This window comes from Rhodococcus parequi (assembly GCF_046042785.1).
In the GTDB taxonomy this organism is placed as follows: Bacteria; Actinomycetota; Actinomycetes; order Mycobacteriales; family Mycobacteriaceae; genus Prescottella; species Prescottella parequi.
Genome location: NZ_JBDLNV010000005.1, coordinates 479,015 through 494,940 on the forward strand (window position 1 = coordinate 479,015; position 15,926 = coordinate 494,940).

Below are 15,926 nucleotides of genomic sequence, written 5' to 3' on the forward strand. Positions count from 1 at the left end.
GTCCCTACAGGAGTTTGCGGACGAGGGCCGCGACGTCGTCGGGCTTGGCATGCGCGACCATGTGGTCGCAGTCCAGGTCGGCGATCGTCAGGTCGGCCCCGAGATGCTCGGCGAGTGCGGCGCGGAACTCGGGCGTCACGTACGGCGGTTGCACGCGCAGCGCCTGCACCAGCACCGTCGGGATCCCCTTCGGCGGGAGCACGAAGTCGCGCGCCATCTCGCCCCACGACGAGACGATCGCCGGCACCGACATACGCCATCCGACGCGGCCGTTCTCGAGGTCGATCAGGTGCTCGGCGAGGTCGGCGTCCAGAGCGTCGGCGGGCACGTCTGCCCACGCGCCGTGCACCTTCTCCGAGCGGGCCTCCGCGGCGTCGGTGTAGTCGGGGTACGCGGCGACGAGTCCGGCGATCCGGCTCATGTTCTCCGGGTCGAGCCCGAGGGCGGGATCGAGCAGGACGATCCCGCGGATCCGATCCGGAATCGCCTGCGCGAGGTGCAGCGCGATCGCACCGCCGTACGAGTGGGCGACCACGACGACCGGGCCGGTGGCGTGCTCGTCGAGTACCCGGACGAGGTCGCTCACGTGGGTGTCGAGACCCCACGGCGGTGTCCACGGGGAGCGGCCGTGGCCGCGCAGGTCGGGCGCGATGATCCGGGTGTCGCTCAGTTGATCCGCACCGAGCGCCTCCCACCGGCGGCCGTGCCCGGTGAGGCCGTGCAGGGCGAGCACCTCGGGCGCTCCGGGCGTGCCGAACTGGTACGTGTGGAGACCGCGCATGCCGTCCACTATGCCGGATGTAGTCGGTGTCGGACCCGTCTGGTGAGATTCCTCGTATGAGCGAAACGGGCGCACGCACCAGACTCTCGGCGCCCGCTGCACGTCTCGTCGGTCGACGCGGGTCGGCGCCGTCCGCACGCACCTGGGCGGCCGATCCCGCACGGGTCCTGACCGGCGCCCCGCCCGGACGAGGGTGGCATCCCTGGCAGATCCTCGGTGGCCCCGGCACCGGGAAGACGACACTGCTCGTCGACGCCGCGGTGGCCCGGATCGTCGCCGGTGAGGATCCCGAGTCGGTGCTCGTGCTCGCCCAGTCCCGGCGCGCCGCCACCGCGATCCGCGAGCAGATCACCGAACGCCTGCTCGAGGCCGAACACGACCCGGAGTTCTCCGGCGTGCACCCCCGCGCCACCCGTGAGCCCCTCGTCCGCACGGTCCACTCGTACGCGTTCGCGGTGCTCCGGTTGCAGGCCGCCGCGCACGGCAATCCGCCGCCGCGGTTGATCACCGGTTCGGAACAGGACGCGGTGCTGCGCGAACTGCTGCGCGGCGACATCGCGGACGGCGGGGCGACGTGGCCCGAGCGGCTGCGTCCCGCGCTGGGCATGACCGGTTTCGCCGTCGAACTGCGCAATCTCATGCTGCGCGCCAACGAGCGCGGCCTGGGTCCGGAGGACCTGATCGATCTCGGGCACGCGCACGACAAGCCCGAATGGGTCGCGGCGGGCAGGTTTGCCGCGCACTACGAGCAGGGCATGCTGCTGCGCGGAGCGGTCGGCATGGAGGCGCCGGAGGCGACCGCGCCCGCACTCGACGCCGCCGAGCTGATCAGCGCGGCGCTCACCGCGTTCGCGATCGACCGCGACCTCTTGCACCGGGAGCGAGCCCGTGTCCGGCACCTGCTCGTCGACGACGCACAGCACCTCGATCCGCAGGCCGCGCAGTTGGTGCGGTTGATCGGAACCGGCACCGCGAGCACCGCGATCGCCGGTGACCCGGATCAGTCGATCTTCGCGTTCCGCGGCGCGGATCCACAGTTCCTCACCGGCCTCGCCGACCGCGGCGAACCCGCGCAGGTGATCCTCGACACCGACTTCCGGGCGGCGCCGGCGGTCGCGCGGGTGACGGGGCAGATCGCGGGCCGGCTGCCCGGCAACCCGCCGCACCGCGGGGCGGCCGTGCCGGTCACCGACGACGACACCGAGGGCCGCGCGGTGGTGCGGGTGCTCTCGACCCCCGCCAAGGAGGCCGCGCTCGTCGCGGACACGCTGCGCCGCGCGCACCTGATCGACGGCGTGCCGTGGTCGGAGATGGCGATCGTCGCGCGGTCGGTACCCCGGGTGCTGCCGCCGTTGCGCCGCGCGCTTCTCGCGGCGGGCGTACCGGTCACCACCGCGGCGAGCGAACTGCCCCTGGCGAAGCAGCACGGCGTGGCCGGACTGCTGTCCGTCATGCGGGCACTGGTCGGCGGCGAGTTCACCGGCGAGGATGCGATCGCGCTGCTCTCGGGGCCCATCGGGGGAGCGGAACCGGTGAGCCTGCGGCGGTTGCGTCGTGGCCTGCGACGGGTGGAGTTGGCCTCGGGCGGCGACCGCGACTCGGCCGAGCTGTTGCGATCGCTCATCGTGGACGGGCCGGACGCCGACGGGATGACCCACCTGCTCCCGGGCCTCACCGACGTCGAATCGCTCTCGTTGCGGAGAGTCCTCAAGGTGCTGCGGCGGGCCCGGGTGCCGCTGCAGCGCGGGCGCGGCATCGAGGAGGTGCTGTGGGAGGCGTGGCAGGCGACCGGGCTCGAGCGGCGGTGGGCGGCGGCGTCCGCGTTCGGTGGGCCGATCGGCGCCCAGGCCGACCGTGACCTCGATGCGGTGGTCGCGTTGTTCGACGCGGCCGCGAACTACGTCGACCGTCTGCCGCGGGCCCAGCTGTCCGGCTTCGTCGACTATCTCGTGGAGCAGGCGATCCCGGGTCCGGCCCCGATGCGTGCGGTGGCGTCGCAGGAAACCGTCACGGTGCTCAGCGCGCATTCCGCGGCGGGCCGGCAGTGGCGGGTGGTCGTCGTGGTCGGCGTCCAGGAGGGCCTGTGGCCCAGCCTCGGGGCGCGCGGCACCCTGCTCGGTGTCGAGGAACTGATCGAGATCACCAGCGGGGTCGGCGAGGTCGACAAGACGCTGTCTCGGACCGCGCCGCTCCTCGCCGAGGAGCGGCGCCTGTTCTTGGTGGCGTGCAGCCGCGCCCGGGATGCGCTGCTCGTGACGGCGGTCGATTCGTCGGGCGGCGACACGGAATTGGTGCGGTCGCGGTTCGTCGACGACCTCCTGCGCGGCGACGACGACCTGGACGTCGACGACGTCGCGCCCGTGACCGACGACGGCCCCCGCGTCCTCGCCCTACCGGCACTGGTCGCGGAGTTGCGCAGCGTCGTGTGCGATCCCGATGTGGCCGCGGAGGATCCGGAGCGGCAGCAGCGGGCGGCGCACCAGCTGGCCCGGCTCGCGGAGGCCGGCGTCCGCGGCGCGCACCCCGACCAGTGGTACGGGACGTCGGATCCGAGTTCGGATGTGGGGCTGTGGGATCCGGCGGACGGTCCGGTGCCGTTGTCGCCGTCGACCATCGAACTGATCGCGAACTGCCCGCTGCGGTGGATGCTCGAACGGCACGGAGGTAGCGACGGGGACAACACCCACGCGATTGCCGGCACCCTCGTGCACACCCTCGTGCAGGCACTGGCGGGGCACATCCCGCCCGATCAGGTCGACCACGCGCTGGAGACCGCGTGGGATTCGGTGGATCTGGGCTCGGAGTGGTTCTCGCGGCGGGAACTCGAACGCACCCGGGGCATGCTCGACAACTTCGCCGACTGGCTGCGCAGCACGCGTTCCGAGCTGACCGAGATCGGTGTCGAGGTCGCGGTCGACGGGGTGCTCGAACCGCGTGCGGAGGGCGATGCGACGGTGCGGATCCGTGGTCGGATCGACCGGCTCGAACGCGATCCCGACGGCCGCCCCGTCGTCATCGACGTCAAGACCGCGAAGGCCGCGGTCACCAAGGACCAGGCCGAGCAGCACGCGCAGTTGGCGGCCTACCAGGTGGCGGCGGCGCGCGGTCTGATCGACGGGGAACCGGCGTCGCGGCCCGGCGGAGCGCGGCTGGTGTTCGTGGCCAGACCGCACAAGAAGGAGGGCTCGACGCAGCGCATCCAGTCGGCCCTCGACGATGAGGGAATCGCGTTGTGGGAGAACGTGATCCACGACGCGGCCGCGGCCACTCGGGGCCCGACCTTCCTGGCGCGTATCAACGACGGTTGCAGACACTGCCCGGTGCTCTCGAGCTGCCCGGCGCACGACGAAGGACGGCAGGTGACATCGGAATGAGCACCGAGCAGACCGGGCGCCGCGTGAGCCCGGCCGAGCTGGCGGAGGCGCTGGGACAGTTCCCGCCGACGCCCGAACAGGCCGCAGTCATCGAGGCGCCGCTCGGCCCCACCCTGGTCGTCGCCGGCGCCGGAGCAGGCAAGACCGAGACGATGGCCGCGCGCGTCGTGTGGCTCGTCGCCAACGGCCTGGTCGACCCCGAGCAGGTCCTCGGACTGACGTTCACCCGCAAGGCCGCGCAGCAGCTCACCGCCCGTATTCGCAAGCGGCTCGCGAAGCTGGCGGGCTCCTCCCTGGTCCGCGATCTCGATCCGAGCGGCTCGTTGAGGTCCCGGATCCTCGCCAGCGAACCCGAGGTCAGCACGTACCACGCGTACGCCGGTCGCCTGCTGTCCGAGCACGGCCTGCTGCTGCCGATCGAGCCGTCCGCCACGCTCCTGTCCGAGACCGAGCTGTGGCAGCTCGCGTACCGCGTGGTCAGCGCGTGGGACGGTGACCTCGACACCGACCGCAACCCGGCCTCGATCACCGAGTCGGTGCTCGCGTTGTCGGGCCAGCTCGCCGAGCACCTCGTCGAACCCGCAGACCTGCGGGAGGCGCACACCGAACTCGACAAGCTGATCCACACTCTCCCGGCCGGGCCCAAGCAGCGTGGCGGGCCGTCGAAGACACTGCTGGACCTGCTCGAGGTGCAGCACCAGCGGCTCGACCTGCTCCCGCTCGTGCAGCGGCTGGCCGACACCCTGCGCCGCGAGGGCGCACTGGACTTCGGTAGCCAGATGTCGCTCGCGGCGCGCGTCGCGTCCGAACATCCGGAGGTGGGGCGCAGCGAACGCGCCAGGTTCCGCGTGGTGCTGCTCGACGAGTACCAGGACACCGGACATGCGCAACGGGTACTGCTGTCGTCGTTGTTCGGCGGCGGCGAGGACGCCGGGCTGGCCCTGACCGCGGTCGGCGATCCCATGCAGTCCATCTACGGCTGGCGGGGGGCGTCCGCGGCGAACCTGCCGCGTTTCGCCACCGACTTCCCGCTGGCCGACGGCACCCCGGCGCCCACGCTGGAGTTGCTCACGAGCTGGCGGAATCCGCCCGAGGCACTCGAGCTCGCCAATATGGTGTCGGAGCCGTTGCGGGACAGGGGGGTAGAGGTCAGCAAGCTGCGGGCGCGGCCGGCGGCGGTACCCGGCGACGTGCGCCTCGCGCTGCTCGACACCGTCGAGACCGAGCGCGCGTGGCTGGCGGACCGGATCGCGGAGCAGTACGAGGCGGCCCGCGCCGACGGTGCGATGCCGCCCACCGCCGCGGTGCTGGTGCGGCGGAACGCCGACGCCGCCCCGATCGCCGAGGAACTGCGTGCCCGCGGTCTCGCGGTCGAGGTGGTGGGCCTCGGGGGTCTGCTGCACACCCCGGAGGTGGCCGACGTGGTCGCGATGCTGCGTCTTGTCGCCGATCCGATGGCGGGCAGCGCCGCCGTGCGGGTGCTCACCGGCGCCCGGTGGCAGATCGGCGCCGCCGACATCCGAGCCCTGTGGAAGCGGGCGGGCGAGCTCGGGATCCGTTCCGACCACGGCACCACCGGTGCCGTCACCGACGCGGCCGCGCTCGACGACGCGCTGGGCAGCGCGCTCCCGGGGGAACAGTCCGAGCAGGCCGGCCTGGCCGATGCTCTCGCCGATCCCGGTCCGGCGCATCGATACTCGGAGGCCGGTTACGTGCGGATCTGCGCGGTTGCCGCCGAACTGGCGTCGCTGCGCGAGCGGCTCGGGCAGCCCCTCACCGAACTGGTGGCCGAGGTGGAACGCATGATCGGCATCGGGATCGAGGCGCAGGCGCGGACCCGGCAGTCGGAGGCGGGCGGCGCCGGACGCGAGCACCTCGACGCGTTCGCCGACGTCGTGTCCGGCTACGCCAACCGGACGTCGGCGACACTGACGGGGCTGCTGTCGTTCCTCGCGGCCGCCGAGCACGTCGAGAACGGACTCGCACCCGGCGAGGTCGAGGTGGCACCGGATCGCGTGCAGGTGCTCACGGTGCACTCGGCGAAGGGCCTCGAGTGGGAGGTCGTCGCCGTGCCGCACCTCACCGCCGGAGTCTTCCCGTCCAGCCAGGCATCGGCCACGTGGTTGGGGTCGGTGTCCGAACTGCCGCCCGCGCTGCGCGGCGACCGGGCGTTCCCGGGCGAATCTGCCGACGGCGTACCGGTTCTCGAACTCGAGGATCTGTACAACCGCAAGGACCTCGAGGACGCGATCAAGTCCCACAAGGACGCGCTGTCCACCCGCCGGCTCGACGAGGATCGGCGCCTGTTCTACGTCGCGCTCACCCGGACCGAGCGCGCGTTGTTCGTGTCGGGGCACCACTGGGCCGAGTCGGGCTCGGACCCCAAGGGCCCGTCACCGTTCCTGCTGGAGCTCGAGGAACTCGTGTCGGCGTGGGAGGGTGAGCGGCTCGGCGCGATCGACGTGTGGGCTCCCGCGCCCGACGAGGGCGCCGAGAATCCGCTCACGGCCACACCGCGGTCTGCGCTGTGGCCGCGGGATCCGCTGGGGCGCAGACGGGCCGACGTCGAGCGTGGCGCCGACCTGGTGCGCGGAGCACTCGCGGGGCTGGGGAAGGCCAGGCCGGAGCCCGAGGCGGCGGAGGACGATCCGGACAACTGGGCGGCGGACGTGGACGCCCTGCTGGCCGAGCGCAGGGAGCGCGGGCACGGCGGGACCGATGTCGAGTTGCCCGCGCAGTTGTCGGTGAGTCAGCTCGTCGACCTGGCCGCAGATCCCGACGCGCTCGCAGCCCGGCTGCGTCGGCCGCTGCCGTTTCCACCGAACCCTCTGGCGCGCAGGGGAACTGCTTTCCACGCCTGGGTGGAGCAGCGATTCGGCGCCACCCGGCTACTCGACTTCGACGAGCTGCCCGGCGCTGCGGACACCGGTGTGGGTACCGAGACCGAGCTGGCGTTGCTGCAGGACGCTTTCCTCCGCTCCCCGTGGGCCGACCGTAGCCCCGTCGAGGTGGAGGTGCCCTTCGAGACGTCGGTCGCCGGGACGGTGCTGCGCGGCCGGATCGACGCGGTGTTCGCGGACCCGGACGGCGGCTGGACGGTCATCGACTGGAAGACGGGCGCCGAGCCGTCCGCCGCGAACGAGCGTGCCGTCGTGATGCAGTTGGCTGCCTACCGGATCGCGTGGGCCGAACTGATGGCGGCGCGTCAGTCCCGGCTGACGGGGCGGCCGGTGGCGCCGCCGCTCGACAAGGTGCGGGCCGCGTTCCACTACGTGCGAACCGGGCGGACCATCGCTCCGGAGAATCTGCCGGATGCGGATCGGCTGGCCCGCCTCGTCACGACCGCGGGTGCCGAGGAGGAGCCGACCGGCTGAGCGGCGATGTCACGTCGCGTTGCGCCGCGCCTTCAACGCCTCGGTGACGAGGGTGATCTGCAGGGGAAGGCGGGCGGCGGCGAGCGCCTTCGCGGGTGCCGACGTGCGGCTCGACCGGAACCAGTCGGACGCCATCTGCACGTTGGCGGGGAACACGGCGACGAACAGCGCGGCCGCGAGGCCGGCGCCGAGATGCCGGGTGCGGGGCACCGCGAGCGCCGCGGCGGTCGCGAGCTCGGCGGCGCCCGACACGTACGTGTAGGTCCGCGCCTGCCCGGGCAGGCTGCGGGGCACGATGGAGTCGAACGGCTGCGGCCGAACGAAGTGCAGGGTTCCGGCGCCGAACAACAGCGCAGCGAGGCGAAGGGCGGGAATCTGACTGGGGCGGTTCGGCGACGACATGCGCCCACCCTGCCCGACGGGCGGCCGCTCCGCCACCGCCCACCCCGGTTTTCCTGTGCCGTTCCGCGATTGCCCGATCCGCGGTTAGGCTGCCAACCGACTGTGTGACGGTCGGTCGGAGCAGAGGAGATGGGGACCAGTGGATGCCCGGTAGGTTGAGAGCGCGGTTCGGAGCCTCGGACGCGCTGACGGATCGGCCGGATTTCACGTTGGTCGGCGTGCTCAGGGTTCCGGAGATGCAGACCAGCCCCTCCCGTGCGATCGCGCGCCGCGTCTCGTACGCACTCGGTGCACTGGCGCTCGCCGTGCTGGTCGTCTACATCGACCGGGACGGCTACCGCGACGCTCAGGAGAACCAGCTGTCGCTGCTGGACTGCATCTATTACGCGACGGTGTCGCTGTCGACCACCGGCTACGGCGACATCACCCCGATCACCCCGGAAGCGCGACTGATCAACGTTCTGGTCATCACGCCGCTCCGGGTCTTCTTCCTCATCGTCCTGGTCGGTACGACGCTCTCGGCACTGACCGAGAGCTCCCGCCAGGCGTTCAAGATCCAGCGTTGGAGGCACCGCGTGCGCAACCACACCGTCGTCGTCGGATTCGGTACGAAGGGGCGCACTGCCATCGACGCGATGCTCGGTGACGGCATCGTGCCCTCCGACATCGTCGTCGTCGACACCGATCAGGTAGTCCTCGACACCGCGGCGAGCATGGGCCTGGTGACCGTGCACGGCTCGGCCACCAAGTCCGACGTGCTGCGGCTGGCCGGAGTGCAGAATGCGGCGTCGATCATCGTGGCCGCGAACCGCGACGACACCGCCGTACTGGTCACTCTCACCGCCCGCGAACTCGCGCCCAAGGCGAAGATCGTCGCCGCCATCCGCGAGACCGACAACGCGCACCTGCTGCGGCAGTCCGGTGCCGACTCGGTGGTCGTCTCCTCCGAGACCGCGGGACGCCTGCTCGGTATCGCCCGCACGACGCCGAGCGTGGTGGAGATGGTCGAGGACCTGCTCACGCCCGAGGCCGGGTTCGCGATCGCCGAGCGCGAGGTCGAACCCGAGGAGGTCGGCGGTTCGCCGCGTCACCTCTCCGACATCGTCCTGGGTGTGGTGCGGGACGGCAGACTGCTCCGCGTCGGCTCGCCGGAGGTCGACGCCGTAGAGGCCGACGATCTCCTGCTGTACATCCGGCGCGTCACCAACTGATCGCAGCGGAGCGGCTCGGGCCCGCCCCAGTAGGGTCGTCCCCGTGCCGCATTTCGAACTGACCGAGACCCCGCTGCTGTCCCGTGCCGCCCAGGACCGGGCGGAGGAACTGCGCTCGGACACCGACGCGCTGCGGGCGGGATGGCCGGAAGCGCTTCTGCTGCGGGTCAATCCGCGCGGCCAGGTGCGGGTGAACGACGGCGAGCTCGTGCTCGAGCCGGCATCGACGCTCGGTGCCGAGCCGGCCCGCGACGCGGTGTTCCTGGGGCTGCACGGCACGCGCCACGTGTGGGCGGTGCGGGTGCCGGCGATGACCGGAGAACTGGGTGATCTGCGGATGCTCGGGCACCGGCTCGACGAGTCCAGTGCGGGGCTGCTGACAACCGCTGTGGCGCTGCTGAACTGGCACGATCACGCGGGCTTCAGCGCGATCGACGGGGCCGCGACGGAACCGACGATGTCGGGGTGGTCCCGAATCAGCTCCAGCACCGGGCACGAGGAGTTCCCGCGTACCGATCCCGCGGTGATCTGCCTGGTGCACGACGGCGGCGACCGGGTGCTGCTCGCGCGTCAGCCGGTGTGGCCGCCGCGGATGTTCTCCGTCCTCGCGGGTTTCGTCGAGACCGGGGAGTCGCTCGAGACGTGCGTCGCGAGGGAGATCCGCGAGGAGGTCGGCCTCGACGTGCACGACGTCCGGTATCTCGGCAGTCAGCCGTGGCCGTTCCCGCGGTCGGTGATGATCGGCTTCGCGGCCGTGGGCGATCCCGCCGCTCCGCTCGAGTTCGCGGACGGCGAGATCGCCGAAGCCCACTGGTTCACCCGTGAGGAGGTCCGGGCCGCGCTCGACGCGGGCGACTGGACGTCCCGGTCGGACGCCGAACTGCTGTTGCCCGGCTCGATCTCGATCGCGCGGGTGATGATCGAGTCCTGGGCCGGAACCGACTGACGGGTCAGAGGCCCAAGGCCTGCTTGACCTGCGCCAGACTCGGGTTGGTGGCGGTGCTGCCGTCCGCGTACTTCACGGTGGGCACGACGTGGTTGCCACCGTTGACGCTGCCCACGAACTCGGCGGACGCGGGGTCGAGTTCGATGTCGATCTCGGCGTACGAGATGCCGTTCTCGTCGAGCTGCTTCTTGAGGCGGCGGCAGTAGCCGCACCACGTGGTCGAGTACATGGTCAGGGCGGGAGCTTCGGTAGTCACGGCGCCTATAACACCACGGTCGGTCCGTACTGTTCCCGCACGGGCGTAGGTCACACCGGAGCGGGTGAGGGCGGCTGGTGTCGGTGCGTCCTGAGAGGATGGACGGCATGTCAGCGGATGTCACCCCGGAGAGCACCGGAACCCGGCCCGACGAGGGACTCGATCCGCAGCAGTCCGCCGCCGTTCTCGCGCCGCGTGGCCCGGTGTGCGTCCTCGCGGGCGCCGGCACCGGCAAGACCCGCACCATCACCCGCCGGATCGCGCACCTCGTCGCCGGCGGCCACGTCTCGGCGGGCCAGGTGTTGGCGGTGACCTTCACCGCGCGCGCGGCGGGGGAGATGCGGGGTCGGCTCCGCAGCCTCGGGATCGGCGGCGGTGGCCCGCAGGTGCAGGCCCGCACGTTCCACGCCGCCGCGCTGCGGCAACTGCGGTACTTCTGGCCGCAGGTGATCGGCGACACCGAGTGGCAACTGCTGGACCGCAAGTTCGCGATCGTCGGGCAGGCGGCGAGCCGCGTAGGACTGTCCACCAGCACCGAGAGCATCCGCGACCTCGCGAGCGAGATCGAGTGGGCCAAGGGCTCGCTCGTGGCGCCGGAGGACTATCCGGCCGTCGCGGCCCGGGCCCGCCGCGACATACCCGCCGACGCCGCGAAGGTCGCCGCCGTGTACTCCGGCTACGAGGAACTCAAGGCCCGCAACTACGACGGCATGCTGCTCGACTTCGACGATCTGCTGCTGCACACCGCGGCCGCGCTCGAGGAGCACTCGGCGGTGGCGGAGGAGTTCCGCGACCGGTACCGGTGCTTCGTCGTCGACGAGTACCAGGACGTGACGCCGCTGCAGCAGCGAGTGCTGGACGCGTGGCTCGGCGACCGGGACGACCTCACCGTCGTCGGCGACGCCAACCAGACCATCTATTCGTTCACCGGTGCCACCCCGAAGTACCTGCTGGACTTCTCGCGCCGCTTCCCGGATGCGACCGTCGTGCGGCTCGAACGCGACTACCGGTCCACCCCGGAGGTCGTCTCGCTCGCCAACCGGGTGATCGGCGAGGCGCGCGGCCGGATCGCCGGCACCCGTCTCCAACTGATCGGGCAGCGGCCGTCCGGCCCGGAGCCGACGTTCGCCGAGTACGACGACGAGCCCGCCGAGGCCGCCGCGGTCGCCCGGCAGATCAAGCAACTCATCGACCGAGGGGTCGAGCCCGCCGAGATCGCGGTGCTGTACCGCATCAACGCGCAGTCCGAGGTGCACGAGCAGGCGCTCACCGAGGCCGGCATCCCGTACCAGGTGCGCGGTGGCGAGGGCTTCTTCACTCGGCAGGAGGTGCGGCAGGCGATCAACGCGCTGCGGCAGGTGGCCGGTCGCGACGATCTGCCCGAGGGCGCCGACACCGGTGCGTCGCTGGTGACGCTGGTGCGGGCGGTGCTGGTTCCGCTGGGGCTCACCGACGAAGAACCCACGGGCGCCCAGGCGCGGGAGCGGTGGGGATCACTCACCGCGCTGGTGGCGCTCACCGAGGAGTTGCTCGCGCACGACGCGCAGCTCACGCTCGCAGGTCTCCTGGGGGAGTTGGCGGCCCGTTCCGAGGCCCGGCATCCTCCGGTCGTGCAGGGCGTCACGCTCGCGTCGCTGCACGCGGCGAAGGGGCTCGAGTGGGACGCGGTGTTCCTCGTCGGCCTCACCGAGGGCACCCTGCCGATCGCGCACGTGCTCGGCGACTCGACCTCGCCCGGCGACCAGGACGGCATCGAGGAGGAGCGTCGACTGCTCTACGTCGGCGTCACCCGGCCGCGCGAGCATCTCGCGCTGTCGTGGGCGCTCGCGCGCAACGAGGGCGGACGCAAGTCCCGGCGCCGGTCCCGTTTCCTCACCAACGTGATCCCGGAGGATTCACCGGCGTCGCGGATCGCCAAACCCGCCCGGTCCACGAAGCAGCGGCCCCGGTGCCGCGTGTGTGGAAAGCCGCTGTTGGACGCGACCGCGCACACGCTCGGCCGCTGCGAGGGCTGCCCGTCGAACCTCGACGTCGAGTTGTTCGAGACGCTCAAGGACTGGCGTCGAGCGACGTCGCGCGAGATGAAGGTGCCCGCGTACGTGGTGTTCACCGACAACACGCTGCAGGCGATCGCGGAGCAGCAACCCCAGGACGAGCGCGCGCTCACCGCGATCTCGGGCATCGGGGCGAAAAAGCTGGAGCAGTACGGCGCCGACGTCCTCGCCGTGGTGCGGGGCGAGTGGTCGTCGGCGACACTGGATCTGACGTGATCGGCGATCGGCGGTAAAACCGCAGGTCAAAAATAACTTGTGCGGTCTGTTCGGGTTGCATACCCTGGACTGCACGCCACGGGGTGACATCCGTGTGCGGTATCTGTCGGACCGAGATGAAAGGGAGGTGGCAAGAACGATGAACGACTGGAACGCAACTGCAATGGCAGCAGCAGCGGCACGTGCATCGGTGCCCGCAATCGCTGGCGCTTACCTCCCTGCGGCCGCCCCGGTCGCTGCGAGGAACGCAGCGACCGCACCGCACGCAATCCGTCTGCGCGCAGCAGCAGAAGCAGCAGCCCCCGCATCCGTGGCCCGGAGTAGACACCGACTTTTCGTTCGGTAGGCACTCCGCCCGTCCTTCTCGAGGCCACGGATCGCAACTGCGAACCGTGGCCTTCGTGTTTCGAGCCCTCCAGCTCCAGGCCTTCGACTCCGGTTCGTGTGACCACCGAAAGCCGGCGCCAGCCGCGAAACAACACAGAGGAGAACGACGTGTCTACCGTGACATGCCGAGTACAGAACGAGACCAGCACCGTGTCCGGCGGAGGATTGGCAGTAGTCGACTCGGCACGCCCGGAGCTGCCCTGTCGGGCGGGAAACCCCGACCTGTGGTTCGCCGAGACACCTGCCGACCTCGAACGGGCCAAGGCGCTGTGCGGACAGTGCCCGGTCCGCAACCGGTGCCTCAGTGCCGCGCTCGATCGCGCCGAGCCCTGGGGCGTGTGGGGCGGTGAGATCTTCGACCAGGGTGTCGTGATCGCCCGTAAGCGGCCGCGAGGTCGGCCTCGAAAGAATCCTGATCAACGCAAGGCGCTGGTGTGCGCCTGACCTGACAACAGCCGAATGTCACACGGGTTCAGTCCGACGGAACCCGTGTGACATTCGGCCGTGTGGCGGCGTATCGGACGAGCGGTGGCCTATGCGCCGTCGAGGCTTTCGAGGTCGTCGGCGTCGTCGGAGAATCCCGGCAACCACTTGGTGAGGATCGCCATGTACGGCGCGTAGGCGTCGAGCTGGGCGCAGATGCCCACCGAACCCAGCAGCACCCGGAAGATCATCAGGTACTCGGCGGGCAGGTTGAGGGCTCGCGCGGTCCGGAAGTGTGCGCCCGACAGGTCGGTCGCCGTGCCGGCGGCCTTCTGCAGCCACGCGCGAGTGAAGTGGAAGGACTCGGTGCGGATCGGATCGGTGAACGGGCGCAGGTAGTCGGCGATCTCCTGATCGGTGACCGTCCGGCCCGGCAGGACGAAACCGTTGGCGCGTAAGAGCTCCGCAAGTTCGTCGAAGCGTTCCTCGAGATTGAGCCGGACCATGCGGCCGAGCACCGGGGGCAGTCCGTTCGGCATGGGGGCGGTGGCGCCGAAGTCGATGATTCCGAGGCGCCCGTCGTCGTGCAGCATGAAGTTGCCCGGGTGCGGATCACAGTGCAGCAGCCCGACCCGCGCCGGCGAGACGAAATGGAACTCTGCGAGCAGCGCACCGGCGGTGTTGCGCTGCTCCGCCGTGCCACCGGTGATGATCGCCGACAGCGGGGTGGCGGACATCCACTCGGTGACGACGACCTTGGGCGCGCTCGCGACCACCCGCGGCACCACGAACCGGGAATCGCCGTGGAACGCTTTGGCGAAGGCGCGCTGATTGTCGGCCTCGATCCGGTAGTCGAGTTCCTCCTCGGTGCGCGCGCTCAGTTCGTCGAGAATCGGCTTGATGTCGGTTCCCGGCATCACCGACGTGAACAGTCCGGCGAACCGGGTCAGCGTCTTGAGGTCCGCGCGCAGGGCCTCGTCGGCGCCGGGGTACTGGACCTTGACGGCCACTTCGCGACCGTCGGCCCACACCGCCCGGTGCACCTGACCGATGCTCGCCGACGCGGTCGGGGTGTCGTCGAACTCGGCGAAGCGCTCACGCCACTTGGTGCCGAGTTGCTGATCGAGGACCCGGTGCACCTGCTTGGCGGGCAGCGGCGGTGCCTCGGCCTGCAGCTTGGTGAGTGCCTCGCGGTAGGGCTCGGCGAACTCCTCCGGGATGGCCGCCTCCATGACGCTGAGCGCCTGCCCGAGCTTCATCGCACCGCCCTTGAGTTCCCCGAGCACGGTGAACAGCTGCTCGGCAGCCTTGGCGGTCAGCTGGGCGTCGATCTCGTCCCGATCGCCACCGGCCAGCTTCCGCCCGAAGCCCATCGCCGCCCGGCCGGCGATACCCAGCGGAATGCTCGCGAGCTTGGCGGTGCGGGCGGTGCTTCTGCGTGGGATGTCGGACACCAGACCATCATGGCGGAAGATTCGGGGGTTCGTCCAAGAAGATTGCGGAACGTGAGCATCCACACCGCGGGTCCCGGGGCCACTCGCGGACCGCGAACCGGTGGGTTCCCAGGTCGATCTCGAGTGTCGCGTCCAGGCTCGCCGGCGCGGGATACGCCGTGCGCGAGAGCACCAGTTCCAGCTGTCCCAGCGTGACGGCCGTGGTGGCCAGCACTGTTGCCGGGCCGGCGTGACCGACCCGGCCGAGCAGTTGCGCGGCCACGTGCGGCCACTCCTCGTCCGCGTCGGACCGCGTGAGGTCCGCGCACCGTAGACAGCTCGTACTGCCCGGCAGGACGAGCGGGCCCACGACGCCCCGGCCGTCCCGCAGGCGGACGTGCAGGTGCGGGATTCCGGCCACGAGCAGCGCGTCCACGAGGCGGGGATCGACGACGAGGTCGTCGGTGAGCACGACGCACAGGCAGTTCCACGTCGTGACGTCGGTGTCGGTGGTGAAGTGGGTGGACCGGCTCACCCGCGCCGGTCCGGCGGCGAGCGAGGTCGAGATCGCGTCGGCCAGCGGACCGCGCCCGTGCACGCGGATGACCGGGGCGGGGTCCGGTTGTGTCGGGGCGGGCCGCAACACCCCGGCCTCCTCCAGCTCGCTCAGGATCGTCGAGATGTCCGCCGGAGCGATGCCGTGCTCCACCGCCCGCCACACGACGCCGGGCCGGGACGTGCGCCCGTCGAGAAGTCCCAGCACCGAGACGAGGGCCTGCGGATCCACGGATGCGGGCGGCGTCAGGATCATCGAACTCTCGGGATCCCACCCGATCTGGATCCGACCGCTGGGCCGGACCAGGATGGGTAGCCGGGGATCGAGGACGAGACGTCGCAGGTGCGGGGCGACTGGCGTGGTCATGGACGGACGATCTCATCCCGGACGACGGAATCCTGCCGGATACCGGGGGTTATCCACAGGAGAAAGTGCGCCGTGAACTGGGGTTTACCCGGGCGCGGCGGATCGGTGCGAAATCCGCGTGCGGCGGTGTCGGCCCGGGCCGCTAGC

Annotated in this window: 11 protein-coding genes; 6 read left to right on the forward strand and 5 right to left on the reverse strand. The window is 71.1% G+C overall.

The features are described 5' to 3' along the window. Positions 1 to 4 precede the first annotated feature (4 nt). Complete coding sequence (locus ABEU20_RS16775) at positions 5 to 781, reverse strand: alpha/beta fold hydrolase (protein ID WP_420165505.1); 777 nt, start codon at positions 779 to 781, stop codon at positions 5 to 7. A gap of 56 nt (positions 782 to 837) precedes the next feature. Between ABEU20_RS16775 and ABEU20_RS16780 the strand changes: the two genes are divergently transcribed. Further along, positions 838 to 4,155, forward strand: a complete 3,318-nt coding sequence (locus ABEU20_RS16780) for an ATP-dependent helicase (RefSeq protein ID WP_420165506.1) — start codon at positions 838 to 840, stop codon at positions 4,153 to 4,155. Then, entirely contained in the window at positions 4,152 to 7,529 is a 3,378-nt protein-coding gene (locus tag ABEU20_RS16785) for an ATP-dependent helicase (protein ID WP_420165507.1), read from the forward strand. The genes ABEU20_RS16780 and ABEU20_RS16785 overlap by 4 nt, the downstream gene beginning before the upstream one ends. A 9-nt stretch (positions 7,530 to 7,538) precedes the next feature. On the opposite strand, the gene ABEU20_RS16790 is transcribed toward ABEU20_RS16785, so the two are convergent. Next, entirely contained in the window at positions 7,539 to 7,931 is a 393-nt protein-coding gene (locus tag ABEU20_RS16790) for a DoxX family protein (RefSeq protein ID WP_420165508.1), read from the reverse strand. Positions 7,932 to 8,074: 143 nt separating this feature from the next. Between ABEU20_RS16790 and ABEU20_RS16795 the strand changes: the two genes are divergently transcribed. Both ABEU20_RS16795 and nudC read left to right on the forward strand, forming a co-directional pair. Then, the gene (locus ABEU20_RS16795; RefSeq protein WP_420165509.1) at positions 8,075 to 9,142 is read left to right on the forward strand and encodes a potassium channel family protein; all 1,068 of its coding nucleotides are present in this window, start codon (positions 8,075 to 8,077) and stop codon (positions 9,140 to 9,142) included. A gap of 43 nt (positions 9,143 to 9,185) precedes the next feature. Continuing rightward, on the forward strand, positions 9,186 to 10,088 hold the full coding sequence (gene nudC, locus ABEU20_RS16800; protein ID WP_420165510.1) for an NAD(+) diphosphatase: 903 nt from the start codon (positions 9,186 to 9,188) through the stop codon (positions 10,086 to 10,088). Positions 10,089 to 10,092: 4 nt separating this feature from the next. On the opposite strand, the gene ABEU20_RS16805 is transcribed toward nudC, so the two are convergent. Beyond that, positions 10,093 to 10,317 carry a mycoredoxin gene (locus tag ABEU20_RS16805; RefSeq protein WP_420165578.1) on the reverse strand — a complete coding sequence of 75 codons (225 nt, stop codon included), beginning with the start codon at positions 10,315 to 10,317 and terminating at the stop codon, positions 10,093 to 10,095. Between the two features lie 125 nt (positions 10,318 to 10,442). On the opposite strand from ABEU20_RS16805, the gene ABEU20_RS16810 reads away from it, so the two are divergent. Together ABEU20_RS16810 and ABEU20_RS16815 are read left to right on the forward strand one after the other, a co-directional pair. After that, positions 10,443 to 12,614, forward strand: a complete 2,172-nt coding sequence (locus ABEU20_RS16810; protein WP_420165511.1) for an ATP-dependent DNA helicase UvrD2 — start codon at positions 10,443 to 10,445, stop codon at positions 12,612 to 12,614. A gap of 504 nt (positions 12,615 to 13,118) precedes the next feature. Beyond that, positions 13,119 to 13,445, forward strand: a complete 327-nt coding sequence (locus ABEU20_RS16815) for a WhiB family transcriptional regulator (protein WP_420165579.1) — start codon at positions 13,119 to 13,121, stop codon at positions 13,443 to 13,445. 89 nt (positions 13,446 to 13,534) lie between these two features. Here the strand turns inward: ABEU20_RS16815 and ABEU20_RS16820 are convergent, their stop codons facing one another. Beyond that, positions 13,535 to 14,878 carry an ABC1 kinase family protein gene (locus tag ABEU20_RS16820; RefSeq protein WP_420165512.1) on the reverse strand — a complete coding sequence of 448 codons (1,344 nt, stop codon included), beginning with the start codon at positions 14,876 to 14,878 and terminating at the stop codon, positions 13,535 to 13,537. A gap of 7 nt (positions 14,879 to 14,885) precedes the next feature. Next, positions 14,886 to 15,779 carry a hypothetical protein gene (locus ABEU20_RS16825; protein WP_420165513.1) on the reverse strand — a complete coding sequence of 298 codons (894 nt, stop codon included), beginning with the start codon at positions 15,777 to 15,779 and terminating at the stop codon, positions 14,886 to 14,888. Positions 15,780 to 15,926 lie beyond the last annotated feature (147 nt).

Coding starts and splice junctions, on each gene's coding strand:
- ABEU20_RS16775 (WP_420165505.1), bottom strand. CDS start 781: ATGCGCGGTCTCCACACGTACCAGTTCGGCACGCCCGGAGCGCCCGAG.
- ABEU20_RS16780 (WP_420165506.1), top strand. CDS start 838: ATGAGCGAAACGGGCGCACGCACCAGACTCTCGGCGCCCGCTGCACGT.
- ABEU20_RS16785 (WP_420165507.1), top strand. CDS start 4,152: ATGAGCACCGAGCAGACCGGGCGCCGCGTGAGCCCGGCCGAGCTGGCG.
- ABEU20_RS16790 (WP_420165508.1), bottom strand. CDS start 7,931: ATGTCGTCGCCGAACCGCCCCAGTCAGATTCCCGCCCTTCGCCTCGCT.
- ABEU20_RS16795 (WP_420165509.1), top strand. CDS start 8,075: ATGCCCGGTAGGTTGAGAGCGCGGTTCGGAGCCTCGGACGCGCTGACG.
- ABEU20_RS16805 (WP_420165578.1), bottom strand. CDS start 10,317: ATGTACTCGACCACGTGGTGCGGCTACTGCCGCCGCCTCAAGAAGCAG.
- ABEU20_RS16810 (WP_420165511.1), top strand. CDS start 10,443: ATGGACGGCATGTCAGCGGATGTCACCCCGGAGAGCACCGGAACCCGG.
- ABEU20_RS16825 (WP_420165513.1), bottom strand. CDS start 15,779: ATGACCACGCCAGTCGCCCCGCACCTGCGACGTCTCGTCCTCGATCCC.